The 20,139-nt window shown below is 69.1% G+C and carries 18 protein-coding genes and 1 pseudogene; 10 read left to right on the top strand and 9 right to left on the bottom strand.

Features of this window, described 5'->3' with window-relative positions; translation table 11 throughout:
• Positions 1 to 184 precede the first annotated feature (184 nt).
• From D0C15_RS34985 to D0C15_RS34065, 4 genes and pseudogenes are all read right to left on the bottom strand, one after another.
• Positions 185 to 976 (bottom strand): annotated as a pseudogene (locus tag D0C15_RS34985) (recombinase family protein); the annotation flags it as partial.
• 184 nt (positions 977 to 1,160) lie between these two features.
• Entirely contained in the window at positions 1,161 to 1,433 is a 273-nt protein-coding gene (locus D0C15_RS10880; protein ID WP_043830785.1) for a recombinase family protein, read from the bottom strand.
• Between the two features lie 71 nt (positions 1,434 to 1,504).
• Entirely contained in the window at positions 1,505 to 2,008 is a 504-nt protein-coding gene (locus D0C15_RS10875) for a recombinase family protein (protein ID WP_116043634.1), read from the bottom strand.
• A gap of 79 nt (positions 2,009 to 2,087) precedes the next feature.
• Positions 2,088 to 2,489, bottom strand: a complete 402-nt coding sequence (locus D0C15_RS34065) for a hypothetical protein (RefSeq protein ID WP_162830005.1) — start codon at positions 2,487 to 2,489, stop codon at positions 2,088 to 2,090.
• A gap of 564 nt (positions 2,490 to 3,053) precedes the next feature.
• Between D0C15_RS34065 and D0C15_RS10865 the strand changes: the two genes are divergently transcribed.
• On the top strand, positions 3,054 to 3,332 hold the full coding sequence (locus D0C15_RS10865; protein ID WP_043830792.1) for a helix-turn-helix domain-containing protein: 279 nt from the start codon (positions 3,054 to 3,056) through the stop codon (positions 3,330 to 3,332).
• A 29-nt stretch (positions 3,333 to 3,361) separates the two neighbouring features.
• Here the strand turns inward: D0C15_RS10865 and D0C15_RS10860 are convergent, their stop codons facing one another.
• The 5 genes from D0C15_RS10860 to D0C15_RS34060 are packed head-to-tail and all read right to left on the bottom strand — an operon-like array spanning position 3,362 to position 7,382.
• On the bottom strand, positions 3,362 to 4,150 hold the full coding sequence (locus tag D0C15_RS10860; protein WP_043830795.1) for a deazapurine DNA modification protein DpdA family protein: 789 nt from the start codon (positions 4,148 to 4,150) through the stop codon (positions 3,362 to 3,364).
• Positions 4,147 to 4,668: a VUT family protein gene (locus D0C15_RS10855; protein ID WP_043830797.1), complete on the bottom strand. Its 522-nt coding sequence runs from the start codon at positions 4,666 to 4,668 to the stop codon at positions 4,147 to 4,149. Before D0C15_RS10855 ends, D0C15_RS10860 begins: the two co-directional genes overlap by 4 nt.
• The gene (locus D0C15_RS10850; RefSeq protein ID WP_081684792.1) at positions 4,665 to 5,459 is read right to left on the bottom strand and encodes a recombinase family protein; all 795 of its coding nucleotides are present in this window, start codon (positions 5,457 to 5,459) and stop codon (positions 4,665 to 4,667) included. Before D0C15_RS10850 ends, D0C15_RS10855 begins: the two co-directional genes overlap by 4 nt.
• A complete protein-coding gene (locus D0C15_RS10845; protein ID WP_162830004.1) occupies positions 5,456 to 6,337 on the bottom strand; it encodes a DNA methyltransferase in 882 nt (293 codons plus the stop codon). Before D0C15_RS10845 ends, D0C15_RS10850 begins: the two co-directional genes overlap by 4 nt.
• Positions 6,338 to 6,389: 52 nt before the next feature.
• Positions 6,390 to 7,382, bottom strand: coding sequence for a hypothetical protein (locus D0C15_RS34060; RefSeq protein ID WP_072029967.1), 993 nt, complete (start codon positions 7,380 to 7,382; stop codon positions 6,390 to 6,392).
• Between the two features lie 542 nt (positions 7,383 to 7,924).
• On the opposite strand from D0C15_RS34060, the gene D0C15_RS10840 reads away from it, so the two are divergent.
• The 9 genes from D0C15_RS10840 (at position 7,925) to D0C15_RS10800 (ending at position 20,137) form a co-directional block, all read left to right on the top strand.
• On the top strand, positions 7,925 to 8,902 hold the full coding sequence (locus D0C15_RS10840) for a hypothetical protein (RefSeq protein ID WP_043830802.1): 978 nt from the start codon (positions 7,925 to 7,927) through the stop codon (positions 8,900 to 8,902).
• A 251-nt stretch (positions 8,903 to 9,153) separates the two neighbouring features.
• Complete coding sequence (locus D0C15_RS10835; protein WP_225950548.1) at positions 9,154 to 9,402, top strand: pilin; 249 nt, start codon at positions 9,154 to 9,156, stop codon at positions 9,400 to 9,402.
• Positions 9,403 to 9,405: 3 nt separating this feature from the next.
• The gene (locus tag D0C15_RS10830; RefSeq protein ID WP_043830804.1) at positions 9,406 to 11,400 is read left to right on the top strand and encodes a TrbL/VirB6 family protein; all 1,995 of its coding nucleotides are present in this window, start codon (positions 9,406 to 9,408) and stop codon (positions 11,398 to 11,400) included.
• Positions 11,397 to 12,620 (top strand): PrgI family protein, encoded by a 1,224-nt coding sequence (locus D0C15_RS10825; protein WP_043830806.1) that lies wholly within the window; start codon positions 11,397 to 11,399, stop codon positions 12,618 to 12,620. Before D0C15_RS10830 ends, D0C15_RS10825 begins: the two co-directional genes overlap by 4 nt.
• Positions 12,620 to 14,530, top strand: a complete 1,911-nt coding sequence (locus tag D0C15_RS10820; RefSeq protein WP_043830809.1) for a VirB4 family type IV secretion system protein — start codon at positions 12,620 to 12,622, stop codon at positions 14,528 to 14,530. Before D0C15_RS10825 ends, D0C15_RS10820 begins: the two co-directional genes overlap by 1 nt.
• A gap of 47 nt (positions 14,531 to 14,577) precedes the next feature.
• Entirely contained in the window at positions 14,578 to 15,411 is an 834-nt protein-coding gene (locus D0C15_RS10815; RefSeq protein WP_043830811.1) for a GP88 family protein, read from the top strand.
• A gap of 49 nt (positions 15,412 to 15,460) precedes the next feature.
• On the top strand, positions 15,461 to 18,004 hold the full coding sequence (locus D0C15_RS10810; protein ID WP_112285675.1) for a helicase HerA domain-containing protein: 2,544 nt from the start codon (positions 15,461 to 15,463) through the stop codon (positions 18,002 to 18,004).
• A gap of 169 nt (positions 18,005 to 18,173) precedes the next feature.
• Entirely contained in the window at positions 18,174 to 19,184 is a 1,011-nt protein-coding gene (locus D0C15_RS10805; RefSeq protein WP_323807863.1) for a replication-relaxation family protein, read from the top strand.
• Positions 19,181 to 20,137, top strand: a complete 957-nt coding sequence (locus tag D0C15_RS10800; RefSeq protein WP_043830815.1) for a C40 family peptidase — start codon at positions 19,181 to 19,183, stop codon at positions 20,135 to 20,137. The genes D0C15_RS10805 and D0C15_RS10800 overlap by 4 nt, the downstream gene beginning before the upstream one ends.
• The last annotated feature ends 2 nt before the right edge of the window (positions 20,138 to 20,139 follow it).

Raw genomic sequence — 20,139 nt, 5'->3', positions numbered from 1 at the left:
CCTTCGAGTTGATGGTCCGTTGGATGATCATCCGCCGCTTGATGCCGTCGCATTGGCAGCGTCCACAGAAGAGCGATCCTTTGAGGTAGTGGTGGTGGACGCGACGGCGTTCTTGTGCCGTCATTCGCGATTCAAGGATCTCCTGAACTGTCTCGAAGAGGTCCTCGTCGATGAGCGGTTCGTGCCGCCCTTGGATTTCTTCGCCGTCGTACTCGACGTATCCGAGGTAGTAGCGATCACGCAGCATTTGCGAAATCTTGTTCTCGGACACCTTCTTGGCGGGGTGTCGCCGGGTGGCCCTGGTGCGTAGGCCGCGGTCGTAGAGCTCGTCAGCCAGCTCTTCTTGCGTGTAGTCGCCGCTGGCGAAGAGCTCAAAACCCAGCTGAACAAAGGGCGCCCGTTCGGGATCGACGATGATCGTGCGGATGACGCGGCCGTCGGAGTGGTCGATGTGGTTGAGGTAGCCGAGCTTCGCGCGTCCGAGCGTGCCGCCGTTGCGGGCTTTCTGGCCCATCTTGTAGGCGATGTCGGCACCGGACTGGCGGGATTGGTACTCGTTGAACGTGGCCAGGATGCCGTGCATCAGCTGGCCGACCGGGGTGTCGTCGATGGCCTCGGTGGCCGAGACCAGGGTGACGCCGCGCTTGCGCAGGTCTGCCATGACGATCGCGTCGTCGTAGCGGTTCCGCGCCATGCGCGAGAGTTGGTAGATGATGATGACGTCAACGTCGCCCTGGCTGCGCACCCGCGCGAGCATCTGTTGGAATGCTTCGCGTTTGGTCATCTCCATGGCTGAGCGTCCGGGCTCGACGTACTCGTCGATGACCGTGACGCCCAGGTCCCGCGCCTTGCGCAAGCACGCTTCCCGTTGGGCCGGAATGGAGATGCCTTCCGGGTTGTAGTCGGTCCGGACTTGCCCGGTCGAGGACACGCGCAGATAGATCACTGCGCGAGTGCCGTGGGCAAGGTCGTCCATTGGCGGCTGGATAGGGATGGTGACGTCCTGCTGCAGTTCATCGATGAAGTCGGCATAAGCGCTGGTCATGACACCTCCTTCTGAGGGCGGCCTGGACGGAGGACCGTGCAGCCGGCGAGTGGGTCCGGGCGGCTGGATCGCGCGCTCCCGGCGAGCGGCGAATTCGTGGCCGGGTTGCTGTTTCTCAACGGCTGCGGAACCGCGCGAGCATGCGTCGGAACAGCTGGCGTTTCGGCCGTCGCCAGAGTCGAGCGTTTGGGTCGACGTACTCGTCGATGAGCGAGAAACCCAGTTCCCGCGCCTTGCGCAGACATGCCTCACGCTGGGCCGTGACGCTGTGGTCGGTCTCGGCCCGTCCGGGCGAGGCCACGCGCGTGTAGATCACCGCGCGGGTGGTGGGCGCAGGGGCATCCGACGGCTGGAGTTCGTTGTCCGAGTTGGCGTAGGCGGTGGTCATGACACCTCGTTATGAGTCGGTCTGGATGGGGATGTTTTGGTCGGCGCAGTGGGCTCCGGCGGGATTTGCAGTTAGCCGGCGAGCGGCGATTCGTCGGCGGATTGCTGGTCGTGGCGACGCCGGTCGCGACGATCTGCGAGTGCGCCGGTCTGCTCGATCTCCGCGACGGCACTCAACACGCGTACGTGGAAGAGGCCGTGCGCGGTCTCCGTGTCGAGGGCGGGATCAGTGGCCGAGACGACCCGCACGCCTCGGGACGTTAACTCGTCGAGCACGAAGGCGAGGTGCTGTGTCTTGCGGGAACTGTACAGGTGGTTGACGACGAGCACGTCGATGACTCCGGATCGGGCTGCCGCCAATACCCGTTGCAGCCCAGGACGCTTCAGCGTGCCGCCTGATGCGTAGTCGCTGCTGCGGAGAGCGATGTGCCAACCGGGTTGGGACGCGACGTAGGTCTGCAGGTGGTCGCTTTCGCGGAGGGTGGGCCACCGCTGGTAGAGGCCGACGCGTACCGGCCGTCGAGCCCGTGGGTGTGCGGCTCGGCGGCTGCGGGGATCGCAAGTGGCAGGCGGCATTGTGGTGAACCTTCCTTTCGAGTCATTGGCGAGCGGCTTCGATCCGCTGGGTTCGTTGCGCAAGCGCGAACGCGCGACGTCATGCCGCGTCGCGGCAGTGATCGGGGTGGCTGGCGTCCGCGGTGCCTGGCTCGGCGGGCAGCGTTTGCTCGCTGGCTTCGGTCTGCGCCAGGTCTGCCGCGAGGCTGGCGACCACCCGCGCGAGCTTGCGCATGTCGGGGGGATCGCGGCGAACGCCGCGCACCACCACGTTGCGCACAGCTCTGCTCGCGCCAACGCGCCGTCGGGGTTGCCTGCTCGGCGCGCTGACGGGGCTTCCCTGCTGCTCTTGGTCGGCCGGAGCAGGAACGTCGGCGCAGTTGTTGTCGGCCTGATCGGGGTTGCGAGGTTGAGCGCACATGAGCGCCCCCTTCGTGCCCGTGAGGCCCGCGGCTGGCGGAGGTTCACGGGGCTGCTGGTCGGCGACAGGAACCGTCGACACAGCGGGCACTCCCAGCTGCCGACACCTGCGGTCGCCGATCCGCGCGAAGCGGGTTTCGCGGCGATGCGGGCACGCACCATGACGTGCGTTAAATGAGCTGGGACCGCCAAAGCTGTCACGACCAACGGGCCTCTGCTCCCCGCATGCGTCCGTGTGGGGCCGGCGCTCGTGGCCGTGCTGGACTCTTGCCGTTCGGTAGGACTGTGTGCCTTGCCGAACTGGTGCTGGGTCACCTCGTCAGCTCGGGGTGGGCGGTCGACGCGAGTCCAGAAGAGCGCTACCGGCGCTGACCGCGAACCGCGGCGCGTCGGCATGGCGATGAACGTGATGGGTGCCGAAGCACCTCCTCTCTGTTGAACCGGGGACAGATGCGCCATTCAATTAAGGTAACACCTGAATAGATCTAGTACAGCCTGTGTATCTCAAGTTCTATCTGTTCGTGGGTGTGTGTCTGCTAAACACGCCGAACGTGCGGCGGCCAGCTTCGGTCGCCGTCGGGGACACTGAGAGTCGGTTGGCGACGGCGCGAAGCGCCTCGGAGCGACGAACACGGGACGGCAGCGGGTGCAGATCGAGTGGCGGCTGCGGAAGGTCATGGCCTCCCGCGACGTCTGGACCGCGACCCAGTTGCGCGAAATCCTCATCCAGCGCGCCGGGTTCGAACTGTCTCTCCAGTCGGTTGACGTGCTGATCAAGAAGCAGCCGGTCCAGGTGAAAGTGGCGACCTTGCAGGCGCTGTGCACGACGCTGCGGTGCACGCCCAACGAGCTGTTCGGAATCGACACTCCACGCGATGTCTCGCTCGTCGAACCGGACACCACGGAGTCCCGCGGCGAGCAGTGAGCCCGCGGCGGCGAACGCGGCGACGGCCATCACGCGGCCCTCCCCAATACCTGCGGGGACACGGTGTCCGCAGACAGCCCTGCCGAACCCAGCGTGGTTCGGATCTGCCGATACCAGCTGAGCGCGAAGCGCAGACAGTTCGACTCGGTGCGATGGCTCGGACCGCATCCGGATACGTATCGACCGCGCATGCTCCAGGACATCGAGTCCGAACTGGCGAGAGCTTCGGCGTACCGGTTGAGGCCGGTGATCTTGATGCCGAAACCGTGGAGGTTCAACTCGCGCGTGGCGAAGGCGCGCATGATGCGCTCCACGTCGGCGCTGCTCTGGCGCCGGCACACCGTGCCGATCCCGACGAGCGGCTCGGCGGCCAGATCGATCCCGGCCTGCTCGTAGAAGTCGGCGCAGCGTTCGTAGTCCGACAGAGTCCAGCCTTGCAGCGTCGGCACCCAAGGGAGCTCAGGCGCGAGTTCCCGCAGGCGGACGAGGTTGCGCACGGTCCGCCGTTGATGCTCGCGGATCGTCAAGCCGGTGCGTTTCAGGATGCGCTGTTCGCACATCCAGTCCTGCGGCGCCGCCCAGGCGAGGTTGCCGATCTCGTCGGCGTAGCGCCGGACCGTCTGGACGTAATCCTTCTCGTCGATCTGCCAGCGTCCGTGAAGCTGCAGCTCTGTGAAGCCGCCGGAGTCGAGCGCCCATTCCGTGATGGCGCGGGGCAGGGTGCGGCGGTGGCCGAGCCGCCGGTGCGACACCAGCAGCGGGATGTCGGGCACGCGGGTCAGCCAGATGGGTTGGTGGACGCCGAGGTAGAACCTCACGCTGGCATCGCCCTCCGGCGAGCGCGGACACCAGCAAGCACAGCGACCGCCAGGGCCGTGGTGGTGGTCTTCCCGACGAGTTGGCCGGTGAGGTAGGTCAGCGAGCCGAAGGCCAGCGGCAGGAACAGCAGGCTGTCGACGAGCAGTCCAACCGTGTTCGACGCACTCACGGCGGCGAGGTGACTCCAGTCGCGCAGCGGGGTGTAGATGGCGAGGTCGACAAGTTCGGAGACGGCGAAGGCCGCCGCGCTGGCGAGCGCGATGCGCGGCTCGGCGACCAGTCCGGACAACGCCGCGCCGAGGGCGATCGCGAGCAGCGTTGTCCGGGTGCCGACAGCGTCCTGCAAGAGGTCCCGGACGGTGAATGCGAGCCCGGCGAAGAACGCGCCTGCGGGAACGTGCAGGCCCGCGATAGCGACCGCTGGCCAGAGTGAGGTGGCCCAGTTCGCGCCGGCGATCGTCGCCGCGTACCCGGCGAACAGGACCACGGCGGCGACGGTCCACCGGCGGATGTTCATGCCGCGCTCGGCGGGGAGTCGGCCGGGTCTGTCGCACTGGGCGGGAGTTCAGTGGGGCCGGGCTGGGCGCGGTGGAAGGTGCGCTCGTCGACGAGTGGCTCGTGCACCTTTGGCGCCGAGGTGACCCACTGCTCGATGGGTGCCGGGCGGCCGGCGATGGTGCGGGCCCAGACCTGGCGGCCGGTGTACTTGACGTTGGTGACGATCCGCCGGACGGCCTTGGGGGTCCACCGCCCGTTGGGCACCGGGGCTGCGTACTGGCTCGGGTCGCTGTTGAGTCGTGCGGCGATGACGGCGAACGTCAGGCCGTGGTCGGCCCGCCAGATGAAGATCTGCTTGACGGCGGCGGCGGTCTGCCAGTCTGGGACGAGGACCGCCCGCAGTTTGCTGTGTCCGCTGGGGTCGGTGACCCGGATGCGCAGGGCGCGGTAGCCGTAGGGCGGGGGCCCGATCTGGTAGCCGGCGCGGACGAGTTCGACCATCGCCTGGCGGGCGCGTCGGGTGGTCTCGGCGTGGTGCGCGGCGGGCGCGGCCCACTGGATGTGGTTGCCGCGGGCGTCGACCAATTCGCTGTTACTGGTCGGGTCGTCCGCACCTGCTTCGGTGTCGACGGCGGAGGTATCCGACTGCCTTGTCCACAGGTTTGTCCACAGGTGGGACCACCAGGGTGGACGCGTCTCGGGCACAGGTGTGCCGGTGCACTGGTGGCGGGCGGCGGCGCGAAGTGCAGCGCGCTTGCCGCGGAACTCGGGATGCCAGCCGCATTCACGGCAGTACAGGCGCGTCGTCATGCTGCTCGTCCCCAGCCGGGGTAGGTGACGCGGTTGACGGCGGGCCGGATCACCTCGTCCTCGGTCGGCCACGGGATGCCGACTGCCGCGGCGGCGGCGAGGTCGGCGTCGTGGGCGAGCTGGAAGACAAGCACTTCGTGGTGCGCGGAGAGCGCGGTCGGCGCGCCGGCAGCGAGTGCTCGGGCGGCAGCGCGGCGTTCGGCAAGCGAAGCGCGGGTGACCAGCCGGCTGCCGCGCAGTCCGGCGGTCAGTGCGATGCACCGCTCGACCGGTGCCAGCCCGGCCGAAGTTCCGGCGGCGAGCACCGGTGTGGCCAGGTCGACCAGCGAGCCGTCCGGACACCGGAGGGGCCGCGCGACGACGGCGACGTGTCCGCCGGATCGCAGCAGCGGCTCGCAGTAGAGCAGTGTTGTGGCAAGGTCGGCGAGGGCGGACTCGACCGGGTCGCGGCCCGGACCGGTCGCGCGGTCAGGCGCGGTGCGCAAGCTGGTCAGGATGAGTCCGACTCGTCCGATCAACCCTGCGGCCCGGATGGTCGCGAGCACCTTGGGGCGGGCGTCGAGGACCGAGCCGTCGCGCCACGCGCCTGTGGTCTTGGCGGCGGTGACGTTGGCGCGAGCGAGCGTCCACCACTGGGTGCGGGCGGTCAGTCCGAGCGCGCGACGGTCGGCGCGCAGCGCCTCGGTCAGCACGGTGCCGGCCCCGCAATCCGGGTCGAGAACGAGGTCGCCGGGACGGGTGTAGGTGGCGATCGCATGGGCGGCGACGGCGGGTGGAATCCGCTCGGTGTCGGTCTCGGTGCCGGGCACACAGCCGGTGTCGCGCAGCTGCGCGAGAGTGTCGCGCTGCCCGGTCGGCCAGACCGATAGGGACGGCATTGAGGGCTCCTCCCCCGGTGGCAGGGGGAGTGGCCAGGGCGACGTGGGACGGTCAGCCATTGGAGGTCTCCTCCCCGTCGGCGGTGTCGGTCGGGGCCGGCTGGCGGGTGAACACGAAGAGGTCGTCGTGCACCTGGATGTGCCGAGCGGGCGTCGCGAGCGGTCGTGCCGGAGCCTGGGAACGGGAGTGCGTGGCCGGGGTCGCGACGGCGAGTGCGCCGTCGCGGACGGGCACGCGCAGCAGGGCGATGCGATCGATATAGCGCAGTCCGGCATGGTGCGCGGCGCGCACGAGCGAGCTTGCGGGGTCGGTGAGCCGACCACGGGCTCGCTCACCGTGTGTGATGACGGCAAGGGTGCCGGTCGGGGTGAGCAGACCGGCCCAGTCGGCCGGACGGACCCCGTCGAGGGTGCGCGGTTCGGCCGTGGTGATGACGAGGTCGTAGCGGTCCGGACCGACGCCGGTCGCGGTCGAGTGCGGTCCGGGACGACGGTGTGCCCACGGCTCGGCGGGCTGGTCGGTGGTCGGACTGGCGGTGCGGGGTCGGGGTCCGGACTCGGCCTCGGCCGACGCGTCGCCGGAGTGTTCGCCGGCCAGGTTGGGGTGCGCGACGGCCGTCTGAGTCCGGATGCTGCGGCCGAGTCGTACCACGGTCCAGCCCGCTTCGTGTAGTCCGGCGTACGGGCCGGGCCGGGACTGGTTACGGCCCGCCGTTGGTGACCACGATGCGGGCGGCGCGAGGTAGGGCGCGGGGGCAAGCAGGAGCATTCGCTGGCCGGGCTGGGTGTAGGTGGTGACGATCTTGATGACCGCAGTCAGCAACCAGTTGGCGAGCAGCCCGGTGCCCTCACGGAGTTCGTCTTGAGCGCACGGCCAGACGGTGCTCGGCTGGGCGGGACGAGGATGGTGCAGCGTGAGGCGCAGGGTGCGTAGGCGTGGTGTTCGCCGCCTCTGCGGTAGCGGGATCGGGACGGTCGGGGGGTCGGTCGGGCCGTGCTCCTGGGAGCCGTCTCCTGGGGAGCCGTTGCCGTGTGTCGGGGTCATCGCGGGTCTCCTCCGACGAGGTGGGGCTGTGCGTTCTGACGCCCCTTAACTCTGTATTTCGACCCCGTTTTGGACACGCCTCGCCAAACTTATTTGAGATGGCAAAGGTGCATGTTAATGGCGACTTGGCGTGATTCGAACAGTTCTGCCAAAGCCTCGACGCTGAGCCGCTCGTTCCGTCGACCCAGGTCGGCGCCCACCGTCTTCTGGGCCACTCTGTGGTCAGATTTTTCAAGATTTTTCGGCGGTGCCAGGTTGAGCTTGAGTGCCGACTGTATCCGGGCGCAGTTCGGCTACTAGCGTCGTACTAGTGACCAACTATAACTGCAGTTCGTCGGCTACTAGCGTCGATCGGGTTACGCGGGCCACGAGGGCGCTTTGTTGATCTTGCTTCATGGTGTTCGTGGGATGAAATAGTAGTTCGCTAGTAGCCTCGGCGCGGTTCGCTAGTTGGCGCCTAGTAATGATGTGGTATTTCCGTGGTATCGGTCGTGGCTTCCTGACGTCGTTGTTGTTCACATCGACGCCGTGGGAGTCACGACATGGCAGCACAATCCGTTTTCCGTCGCGCTGGCGACGAGGCCGTCCCGAACTCATTGGATATCGCGCGGGACACGTTTACCTGGCTAGTGACCGGGCCGCACCCGATATCGCTGAACGGCCGGCTCTTTCCCGGTCTGCCGGACCGGCACATTGCGCTGGACGAGGTCCGCGACCGACTGCTGGCGCGCCGGTGCCCGCAGGCGACGCGGGACGCGGTGTGGGCGCATCTGGTGCTGCGCTCCCGTACTGAAGGAGCGACCTGGACGATCGCCGCGGTCGGGGTCGCACTGCCCGCGCTGACTTCTGTCGCGGCGACCTTGACCAACCGGTTCGCCAACGATCCGGCCGACGTGCACGCCGAGGTTCTGCGCGGCTTCCTGACCGCGTTGTCGACCATCGATCTGCGTCCGCCGCGAATCATGCTGCGGCTGCGGTGGGCCGCCTACCGGTCCGGCTACTACGCGCTCGCCGAGGCGCTGGCGGGTCCGACTCCGGTCGCGCCAGGGTTCCGATCCACCCCGCCGCACGCGCCGTGGGGTCACCCGGATCTGGTCCTTGCCCGCGCGGTCGCGGACGGAGTCCTGACTCAGACCGAGGCCGCGCTGATTGGTGCGACTCGGTTGGAAGAGGTGCCCGTCGCGGACTGGGCTGCGCGGCACCAGACCGGCGAGTGGGCGGTCTACAAGGCGCGCAAACGCGCCGAGCTCCGGCTCGCCGCGTACCTGCGCGAGGGCGTCGCCGAGACCGATCCGACCGACCCGTTGACCGACCAGGTAGCCACCGCAGTGGCCCTGGCGCGACCGGTCGCACCGGCCCGCGACTTGCCGCGGTCGTCACTGTCCGTGTCGGTTAGTGAGGTCGAGTCGGGGCAGAAAATTCAGGGTCGCGTGTCCAAAACGGATGCGAAATCCGGAGTTCAGGGCTGCGGGACATCCCCGCGCTCAGCCCGACCTTCGGAGGTGCCCCAATGCGCCTGATCGATCGATTCTTCCCCGCCGCGAGCGGACCGCGCAGCGCCCGCCTCGATGGCACTCCGCAGCCGCCGGCCGAGGCCCCAGCGTCGAGCACGCCGGCCGAGATCACCGGCAGCGAGCCGACCAGTGCTCCGGTCACTAGGCCGGAGGCCTGGGTTCCGGTCCGTCCCCGCCGCTGGTCGCACGTGGCGTTGATTGTCGAGCTGGCGGTCCTCGCGCTGCTGGCGTCGGCGTCGGCGGCGCACGCCGACACGATGGTCGTCGCTCTGGCAGATTCGGTGACCACGGTCCTGAACAACGTCCGCAACTGGATCATGGGCATCTTGGCCGGCTTGGCCACGGTGTTCCTGTCCATCGGCGGTGTCCGATACGTGATGGGCGGTGGCGACCCCGGCGAGGTCGAGAAGGCCAAGACCGCCTTCAAGTCCGCCGGGTGGGGCTACGGCCTGGCAGCGCTCGCGCCGCTGGTCGTGGAGATCCTCAAAGGGATCGTGGGGGCCTGACCGATGGCCGGCACCCCGCCCACGGTTCGCCCGTACCGCCGGTCCGGCGGACCGGTCGCGACCGCTGCCGCCGGACGAATCGACGGGGACCGAGCGATGCTCTCCCCGGTCTCCGACGCCAGCGCCGACCGGCCGCCGGCTGGTCGGCACTGGCGCTGGTACGCGGGCTGGATGCTGGCGCTGAGCGTCGTCGTGCTCCTGGTCGGGGTCCTCGCGGTCAGCGCCTCGGCGCAGCCGACCACACCGAACCCGGATCCTTGCTTGGGGCCTGAGCCGCGGCCGATCCCCTGTGCCCCGCCTCCCACACCGACACAGCCCACACTCCCAATGCCGAGCGCGCCCAGCCCATCGACGGCGCCGCCAAGCACGCCGTGCACGGGTGAGGACTGCATCCCGCAGCCGACCACGCCGCCACCGACAAGTGGCCCGCAGCAGCCCGGCAGCGGCAACGGTGTCAGCGACTCGGACTGCGGGATCACCGACATCGGTGCCTGCATCACCGAGGCCATCAACTCGGCGTTCCGCAGCATCGTCGAAGCTGCGCTCTCGCCGATCCTGGAACTGATCGGGCACACCGCGCTGTCCACACCGACGATCAGCGACCTACCCGGCATCGGCGAACTCTGGAACAACTCGTGGGAGCTCGTGGTCGCTGCCTACGGCCTGCTCATCCTCCTCGGCGGCATCGTCGTGATGGGCCACGAGAGCGTCCAGGCGCGCTACTCGATCAAGGAGATCGGGCCCCGGATCCCGATCGCGTTCATGGCCTCGGCATTGAGCTTGTTTTTCGCCGACAAGCTCATCCGACTGGCCAACGGCCTGACCCTGGGCATCCTCGGCGACGGGGTCAACGCGCCCTCGCTGGGCAACACCCTCAAGGACGCCGTCGCCGGCATCCAGACCGGCGGACTGTTCATCATCCTGGTCGGCCTGGTGCTCGTCGTGGTGGGCCTGGGCCTGCTGGTCGTCTACGTGGTCCGGATCGTCATCACCCTCGTCTTGATCATCTCGGGCCCCTTGTTCCTGATGTTCCACGCCCTGCCGCACACCGACCCGCTGGCCCGCTGGTGGTGGAAGGCGATCACCGCGACGCTGGCGATCCAGGTCGCTCAAGCGCTGGTGCTGATCACCGCAGTGCGCACGTTCCTGTCCGGCGGCGTGCATCTGTTCGGCTCGACGCTGTCCGCGCTCGGCACGCTGGTCGCCGCGATCGCCTTGTTCTTCATCCTGTTCAAGATCCCGTTCTGGTTGTTATCGGCCGCCAAAGTCAGCTCTGGCCGGTCGTTCCTCGGAGGGCTGGCGAAGGCCTACATCGCGGCGAAGACCTTCGGCATGGTCGCCGGGAAGACCGGCGCACTGGGCAAGGTCGGCGGCGCGGTCGGGGCGAAGAGCGGCGGCGGAGGTGGTGGGGGTCGCGGTGGCGGGTCGGCAAATTCGCCGTGGCCTGCTCAGGCGCGCCTTGCGCCCACCCCGGAGATGGTCAACAAGCGGCTCAAGGCGGCCCAGGACGCCGAGCGCGTCCGCGCGGCCCGCCGGTCGCGGCTGCCCTCGCAGACGCCGCAGTTCCTGCAGCCCTCACCCCAAGACACCACCCACGACCCCGCCGTCACCCCGGCAAACCAGGGACCAGCCATGCCTCCTGAGTTCAGTTCCGCACCCAGGCCCGCCACGCCGATCTCACCGCCGCGGCGAGGGCAGCGGCCGGGATCGGCGCCCCAGTTCCAAGCAGCCGGTGGGCCGCGTCGACGCGGCGCCACCCCGCCGCCGGCCCGCCCGATCCGCACCGCGTCTGTGCCCCCGCAGTTGCAGTTCCGACCCGCCACGCCGCCGGCACCGCAGCCGTCGTCGCCACCCACGTCGGCGTCCGCGCCTGCCGCGCCGGTGTTCCGGCAGGCACAGCCCGAGCCGCGCATCGGCGACGCCTACCGGCGCACCCAGTCCGTTCCGCCGGCGCTGTTCCGCACGCCGAAACCCGCTCCAAGAGGTGAAGGGAAATGAGTCAGCCCGTCCGGATTCCTGCCGACGTCGATCGCGAGGACCGGGTGATCGGTCCGCTGACGGCGCGGCAGCTGCTCATCCTCGCCATCACTGGGATTGTGCTGTACGGGACGTACACGATCACCCGCGAGTTCGTGCCGCTGGTGGCGTTCCTCATCGTCGCCATCCCGATCGGGGTGACCGCCGCGTTCCTCGCGCTCGGCCAGCGCGACGGCATCACCCTCGACCGGTTGGTGCTGGCGGCGCTGCGGCAGCGGATGAGCCCGCAGCACCGAGTGGCCGCGCCGGAAGGCATCCGCCCGGCCCCCGAGTGGCTGGGCAGACAGGTCACGAATACCAGCAGCAAGAGCCGCGCCCAGGGGAAGGACGGCGGGGACGCCGCGGCGTCGACGGTCTCGCCGGCCGCGCTGCGGCTGCCCGCCGAAGCGGTCACCGATACCGGCGTCATCGACCTCTGCAAGGACGGGGTCGCCGTCGTCGCGGTCTGCTCGACGATCAACTTCGGGCTGCGCACCCCGGGCGAGCAGGAGTCCCTCGTCGCCTCCTTCGGGCGGTATCTGCACTCGCTGACCGCACCCGTGCAGGTGCTCATCCGCGCGGAACGACTGGACCTGTCCGGGCAGATCGCCGAGCTCCGCGAACAGGCCGGCGGCCTGCCGCACCCGGCGCTGGAACAGGCGGCGCGCGAGCACGCCGAGTACCTCGACCAACTCGGCCGCGCCACCGACCTGCTGCGCCGCCAAGTGCTGCTGATCCTGCGCGAACCGCTGCTCACCACGGGCCCGACCGACGGACTCGGCAGCGCCTCGCCACTGGCCGCGTTGACCGCGAAACGCAGGGCCGCCAAGCAGGCCGCCCTGGTCGACGACGCCACCCGGCGGGCCGCCGAAGCCCGGCTGGTCCGCCGGCTCAGCGAGGCGGTCGAGCTGCTGTCCCCCTCGGGGATCGTGGTCACCCCGCTGGACGCCGGACAGGCCACCGCGGTGCTCGCCGCGGCCTGCAACCCCGACAGCGTGATCCCGCCGAACTCCGGTCTCGCCGCCTCGGACGAGGTCATCACCACCGCCCCGGACGACGGCTGGGACGCAGGCGCGTTCGGCCGCGCCGCGTTCCCCACCGACGACGAGTTCGGCGAGGCCGAGGACGCCTGGGATGACGGCTTCGACGACACCGCCGAGGACCCCGACGACTACGTCAACTCCGCGGGGAGGTACCGCTGATGAAGACCAAGGACAAGCGCCGCGGCCGGAAGGCCCAGAGCGTGCAGCCGCCGCTCGGGCGGGCCAGCGCGTTCACTCCGGACGCCATCTCCGTCCGTCCTCGTGCGCTGGAAGTCGGTGGCGAATGGGTCGCGAGCTTCGCCGTCGTCGGCTACCCGCGCGAAGTGCACAACGGGTGGCTTCAGCCGCTGCTGACTTACCCCGGACGGGTCGACGTCTCGCTGCACATCGAGCCGATCGACCCGGTCACCGCGGCCAACCGTCTCAAGAAGCAGCTGTCGAAGCTCGAAAGCGGTCGCCGGCACACCAGTGAGAAGGGCCGGCTGGTCGACCCGCACGTCGAAGCCGCCACCGAGGATGCCTACGACTTGTCCGCACGGGTCGCCCGTGGCGAGGGCAAGCTTTACCGGCTCGGGCTGTACCTGACCGTGCACGCTCCCACCGAGGAGGCCCTCAGCGACGAGGTCGCCGCGATCCGGTCGTTGGCGGCGTCGCTGCTGCTGGACTGCAAACCGACCACGTACCGCAGCATGCAGGGCTGGATCACCAGCCTGCCCATGGGTCTGGACCTCGTCGGCATGCGCCGCACGTTCGACACCAGCGCGCTGTCTGCGGCGTTCCCGTTCACCTCACCGGACCTGCCACCGCCCGACCCGACCTCGGTCGGCGCACCGAGCGGCGTGCTCTACGGCTTCAACGTCGGAAGCCAGGGGTTGGTCCACCATGACCGGTTCGCCCTGGACAACCACAACTCGGTGATCCTCGGCCGCTCCGGCGCGGGCAAGAGCTACCTGGTGAAGCTGGAGTTGTTGCGGTCGTTGTATCGCGGGATCGAGATCCACGTCATCGACCCGGAGGACGAGTACGCCCGGCTGGCCGCCGCGGTCGGCGGAACGTATGTGCACCTCGGTGCCGAGCAGGTCCGGTTGAACCCGATGGACTTGCCGATCCACACCCGCCCGGACGGGCGCCGCACTGCACCGCGCAACGCGCTGATCCGCCGGTCGTTGTTCCTGCACACGGTGATCTCGGTGCTGCTGGGCAGTGAGCTCGAAGCGACCGAACGTGCGGCACTGGACCGGGCTATCACCGCGACCTACCAGCGCGTGGGGATCACCTCGGATCCGCGGACCTGGACCCGCCCGGCGCCGCTGCTGGCCGACCTCGCCGAGGTCCTCGCCGGGACCGGTGACCCCGCCGGGGTGGAACTCGCGGCGCGGCTGCACCCGTATGTCACCGGCGCGTTCTCGGGGCTGTTCTCCGGCCCGACGTCGACCCGTCCGGAGGGACACCTGGTGGTGTTCTCGCTGCGGGATCTCGCCGACGAGCTCAAGCCGATCGGCACGTTGCTGACGCTCGACGCGGTGTGGCGGCAGGTCTCTAACCCGGCCATCCGCAAGCCCAGGCTGGTCGTGGTCGACGAGGCGTGGCTGTTGATGAAGGAGCCCGCGGGCGCGGAGTTCTTGTTCCGGATGGCTAAGGCGTCCCGGAAACAGTGGGCCGGTCTCACGGTGGCCACCCAGGACACCGCGGACGTCCTGGGCTCGGATCTGGGTAAGGCAGTGGTGGCCAACGCCGCGACGCAGATCCTGCTGCGGCAAGCCTCCCAGGCGATCGACGAGATCACCCGCACCTTCGACCTGTCTATGGGTGAGCGCCAGTTCCTGCTCTCCGCGGACCGTGGCCAGGGCCTCCTGTCGACCGGGACGCAGCGCGTGGCATTCCAGTCCATCGCCTCACCGGTCGAGCATCAATTGGTCACGACTGACCCCGCCGAAATCGCCGGGTATTCCGACACCTCGTCGGGAATCGAGAACTCCTTCGTCGAACTCGGCGCGGACGACACCGCGGGAATCGCGGACTCGTTCGACGATGGCAACGCGTCGCAGATCGAACTCGACGCCGCCTAATCGCAGGAATCAATCCGTATACACCGAATCGCACCCAGGGGATACCCATGTCTACGTCATTGCCCATTTCCGCCACCGTTAACCGGCCCACGCGGCTGCTCACGCAAAACAGCGAGATGCGCCAGATTGGCGTGTGGAACTGGTCGCTGCCGGCCTGGGCCGGCCGCTTGGCTGACGGTCGCACTTACAACACCTGTCCGTCGGCCGGAATCTGCGCGCAGGCGTGCTACGCCCGGCACGGCACCTACACCTGGCCGGTCGTCCGCGCCAAGCACCAGGCGAACCTGATGTACGTCCTGGACGACCTGGCCGGCTGGCAGGCCGCCATGGTCGCGGAACTCGGCGCGGCCAAGTTCCGGGGCGCCTGGATCAGAATTCACGACAGCGGCGATTTCTTCTCCGACGCCTACCTTCAGGCATGGCTGGATATTTGCCGGACTCGACCCGACACGAATTTCTACGCCTACACCAAAGAGGTGTCCCGATTCCGGACGCTCGTCGAGCCTGGCCCGCCGCCGAATTTTCTGTGGGTCTACTCGTATGGCGGGACACAGGATGCCGCGTTGAATCCCGCCGTCGACCGGATCGCAGATGTGTTTCCCGACGAGCCTGCGATCGCCGAGGCGGGCTGGGCCTCGCAGGAAGCCAGCGACCTGCTCGCGGTCCTGGGCCCGCGGCTGGTCGGGGTGCCGGCCAACCGCATTCCCGCCTACCTCAAGCGGCTGGCCGGGCGCCGGTTCTCCGCGTGGCAAGCCGAGGTCGACGCCGACCGCGCCGCCCGCCGAGGCCGCCGGCACCTGCGGCTCGTCGTCGACAACACCCGCCCCGACCACAGCCAGCAGCCCACGGCCGAGCCGGCTGACCAGCCGTGGGCGGCTTGACCGCAGCTCGCATCCGTCCCGTCGACCGCTTTGCGTGGGGAGGTCCCCGATGTCCTGGCCAATCACCGCCACACCCCTGTCCGCCCTCATCCCACCGCATATTGAGCAGACCGCGGACGTGCTCGCCTCACCGGTCGGCGACTACCTGCGTGACCCGCTCGGCGCGTTCCAGAACGTGCTGGCGCACCTGCGCGACCTCGCCCTGACCTGGGGCCCGATCGTCGGGCCGGTGCTCGCGGTCGCTGTCACCGCCGCGGTCGTCGCGCGCCGTCGGTGGCGCCGCCGCTACCACCAGCGCCTGATGATCGATGCTCGCCTGATCACCGTGCTCGCGCCGCCGACGGTCGACCCGTCCGGGGCGATCACGGTGTGGTCCAACCTCGTCGGATTGCTGCGGCCGGGGTGGCGGCGTCGCTTCGGCGGGCAGCCGCACCTGAGCTTCGAGCTGACATTCACCGACGACGGCGTGCAGATCCGGCTGTGGGTGCCGGGCCTGGTGCCGCCCGGCATGGTCGAGCGCGCGATCGAGGCCGCCTGGCCCGGCGCGCACACCCGCACCACCCCCGCCAAGCCCCCGATCCCGACCACGACGGCAGCGGGTCGGCGGGTCGAGGCGGTCGGTGGCGAGCTGCGGCTGGCGCGCTCGGAAGCACTGCCGATCCGCACCGAGCACCCGGCCGACCCGATTCGCGCGATGCTCGGCGCACCGGTCGGGCTCGGCCCGCACGAGCGGGCATGCGTGCAGATCCTCGCCCGCCCGGTCGCCGGCCACCGAGTGACCAAAGCCCGCCGCGCCGCCCGGCGGGTGCACGCGGGCGGGTCGGTTCATCTGGTCGGCCGGCTGCTCGACGTCATCACGCCGGGCAAGACCCCGAAGTCGTCGACCAGCACGCGGACGCCGGGCCTGGATCGGCAGACCAGCCTGGAGTACGCCGCCCAGGACCGTGCTGTGGTCGAGAAGCTGCGGGCGAACCAATTCGAGACCCGTATTTGCTACGCCGTGGCCACCACCGTGCCCGAGGACGCCACGTCGGGCGAGGTTCAGGCGGTGCGGGAGGTGCTGCGGGGTCGCGGGCACGCGATCGCCTCGGCGTTCGCCGCCTACTCCGAGCACAACTACTACCGCCGGGTTCGGATCCGTCGAGATCCGGTCGCCGTGCTGGCCGAACGCCGCCTGGGCAAGGGCGACCTGCTCTCGATCCTCGAGCTGGCCGCAATCGCGCACCTGCCGATCGACGAGTCCACCCCCGGCCTGCAGCGGGCCGGCGCGAAGGCCGTGCCGCCCCCGCCGGGTATCGCCACGGCCGGGGAGCAGATCAAGCCCCTGGGGCTGTCGGACTCCGGGCACTCCCGCCCGGTCGGCCTGCACGTCGCCGACGCCCGCCACCACCTGCACATCCTCGGCGCCACCGGTAGCGGCAAGTCGGAGCTGATGGCCCGGATGATCCTGGCCGACGCCGAGGCCGGCCGAGGTGTCGTCGTGGTCGATCCGAAGGGCGACCTCGTGTCGGACATCCTGATGCGCCTGCCCGAGGAGCTCGGCGAGAAGGTCGTGCTGTTCGACGCCGACTCCCGCGCCCGCCCGCCGGTGCTCAACCCGTTGGAGGGAGCGGATAAGGCCCGCGCGGTCGACAACCTGGTCTCGATCTTCTCCCGGATCTACGCCTCGTCGTGGGGGCCGCGCACCGACGACATCCTGCGCGCCGGGCTGCTCACCCTGACCGCGATGCCCGGTACCCCGACGCTGGTCGACCTGCCCAAGCTGTTGACCGTGCCGGCGTTCCGGCAACGGGCCTGCGACCAGATCGATGACGAGGTCCTCAAGGGCTTCTGGTCCTGGTACGACGACCTGTCCGAAGCCAGCCGCGCACAAGTGATCGCGCCGCTGATGAACAAAATCCGCGGCTTCCTGCTGCGCCCGTTCGTCCGCGCCGCCATCGCCGGTGGAACGTCCACTATGGACATGGATGAGGTGCTCAACACCGGTGGGATCTGCCTGGTGCGCATCGCTCGCGACGCGCTAGGGATGGAAACCGCGCGGCTGGTCGGTTCCATCGTCGTGGCCCGCACCTGGCAGGCCGCGACTCGCCGAGCTCGCGTCCCGCAGCGCCAACGCCGCGACTGCGGGCTGTACGTGGACGAGTGCCACAACTTCCTGAACCTGGCCTATCCATTGGAGGACATGCTCGCCGAGGCCCGCGGCTACCGACTCTCCATGGCGTTGGCACACCAGTACCTCGGACAGCTACCGAAGGAGCTCGAAGAGGGCGTCAGCACCAACGCGCGCAGCAAGATCTTCTTCAACGCCTCGCCCGAGGACGCCAAGCGGCTGGCCCGGCACACCATGCCGCGGCTGAGCGATCACGACCTGTCCAATCTCGGCGTGTACCACGTCGCCGCTCGGCTAGTCCTGGGCGGCGAGGAAGCGCCGCCGTTCACCGCGGTTACCGAGAAGCTCCCGCCCGCGATTCCCGGACGCGCCAAGGCAATCCGCAAAGCAGCCAGGGTCAATACCCGCCCGCCCGTCACCAACGCCGACAACGCAACGGGCCGCCCCGGTCAGCCCACTGTAGACCCCCGCCGCGCGGTCTGACCTGTCGGGCCTTGTTCTCCCGCAACGCATGTGGGCTCACCTATCGCGCCCGTTCCGCTCCGGTGATCCCGCATGCGTTGCCTTCACCTTCCCCCATTCCGGCCCAACGACTGGGAGGTGCCGACCCATGATTTCGAATCCCACGCCTCAGAGGGCATTGCGCGGGCACATGCCCCAACGCCCCACGCCACGGGCGGCCACCACCGGGGAGCACCACGCCCAGCTCGCCGGACGGCTCACCCTCCGGGACCGCTGGCTTGCTCGGATGCTGCACGAGCACAAGGTCTTCACCACCCAGCAGATCGTCGAACTCTGCTACCCGACCATGCGCGCGGCCAACCACCGCCTGCTCAACCTGTTCAAGTGGCGCGTCGTCGACCGCTTTCAGCCGTTCGTCAGCTCCGGCACCGCACCGATGCACTACGTGCTCGACATCGCCGGCTCGGTCGCCCTCGCCTACGAGGATGGTCTCGACCCCAAGCAACTGGGCTACCGCCACGAAGACGCCATCGGCATCGCCCACTCCCTGCGCCTCGCACACACCGTGGGCGTCAACGGCGTTTTCACCAGCCTCGTTGCACTCAGCCGACGGCCAGGTGCCCGCGGCCGCCTGACCGCGTGGTGGTCCGAGCTTCGCTGCGGCCGGCTCTTCGGCGACATGGTCCGCCCCGACGCCTACGGCCGTTGGCGCGAAGACGGCCACCAGATCGAGTTCTTCCTCGAATTCGACTTCGGCACCGAGGACCTCGGCAAGCTCGCCCGCAAGCTCCACGGTTACGAAAAGCTCGCCATCGCAACAGGAATCACCACACCCGTCCTGGTGTGGCTGCCCACCAACCGCCGCGAGACCAACGTGCTCACGGCGCTCGCCGACGCCCTGTCCCAGTTGGACCGGCCAGCGCTCGTGCCCGTAGCCACCAGCGCCGCAGATGTCGCTGGCGTGGCTGGCGAGGACAACCCCGCCGTCGCGCGGTGGTTGCCGATCTCCGGTCCGGCGTCGCGACGGCCGGGTCGACTGCGGCTCGTCGAGCTCGCGCGGTTCTGGCCCCACGTCGCACCGCCCACCGCTGTCCAGTCCTCGACATCGGCTCAAGCGCAGCAGGCGCCCGCGGACCTGGCCGCGCCGGACCCGCACCCACCACCCCTACCCACCAGCCACTTCCGGAAGGTGACTCCATGAAGATCGCCGTTGCCGCTGTCGCGGCCATCATCGCTATCCCCATCCTCATCGGGGGTGTCGGCAAAGCCATCGTCAGTGCGCTGTTCGGTACCGGTGGCACCGAGCCGAGCCAGGCCGCGGTCGCCGAGATCCCCAACGACTACCTGTCGCTCTACCGAGCCGCAGCCTCCGTGTGCCCAGGGCTGGACTGGACGATCCTCGCCGCGATCGGCGACGCCGAATCCAAGCACGGCCGCGGATCCGGCGACGGCATCACGGAAGGCGAGAACTACATGGGGGCCGGCGGCCCCATGCAGTTCCTCAAGCCCACCTTCGACGGTGTGATTGCACGCCACACGATCCCGCCCGGTGGCTCGAACCCGCCCTCCCGCTACAACCCGCACGACGCCATCTACGCCGCCGCGTTTTACCTGTGCGATTCCGGCGCACAGAAAGACATCCGCAAGGCGCTCTTCGCCTACAACCATGACGAGGAGTACGTCAACGGCGTTCTGGCTCAGGCAAAACGGTACGGCACCGCCACCGTCGGAACCGGCGACTGCAACAAGATCCAGGCACCCAACCCCGCCGCGATCATGGCAATCAACTTCGCCTGCGGCCAACTCGGCCTGCCCTACGTATGGGGTGGCAACGGACCAGCCGGCGGCCATGCCGGCTTCGACTGCTCTGGCCTCACCAAAGCTGCCTACAACGCCGCCGGCATCAACCTGCCTCGTACCGCGCAGACTCAGTACAACGCGGGTCCACTGGTGCCCGCCGGCCAACCGCTGCTTCCCGGCGACCTGGTCTTCTACGGCACAACCGGCAACGTCCACCACGTCGGCCTGTACATCGGTGCAGGGAAGATGGTGCACGCCCCGACGTTCGGCGAGCCGGTCCAGGTCAGCAACTACCGCTGGAACGGGGATGACTATCTGGCGGCCTCGCGGCCCACGGTCGATTCGCGCTTGTAGCA

The sequence above is a fragment of the Amycolatopsis palatopharyngis genome, from assembly GCF_003385185.1.
Classification (GTDB): Bacteria; Actinomycetota; Actinomycetes; order Mycobacteriales; family Pseudonocardiaceae; genus Amycolatopsis; species Amycolatopsis palatopharyngis.
This window is presented reverse-complemented; position numbering and strand designations above follow the sequence as displayed.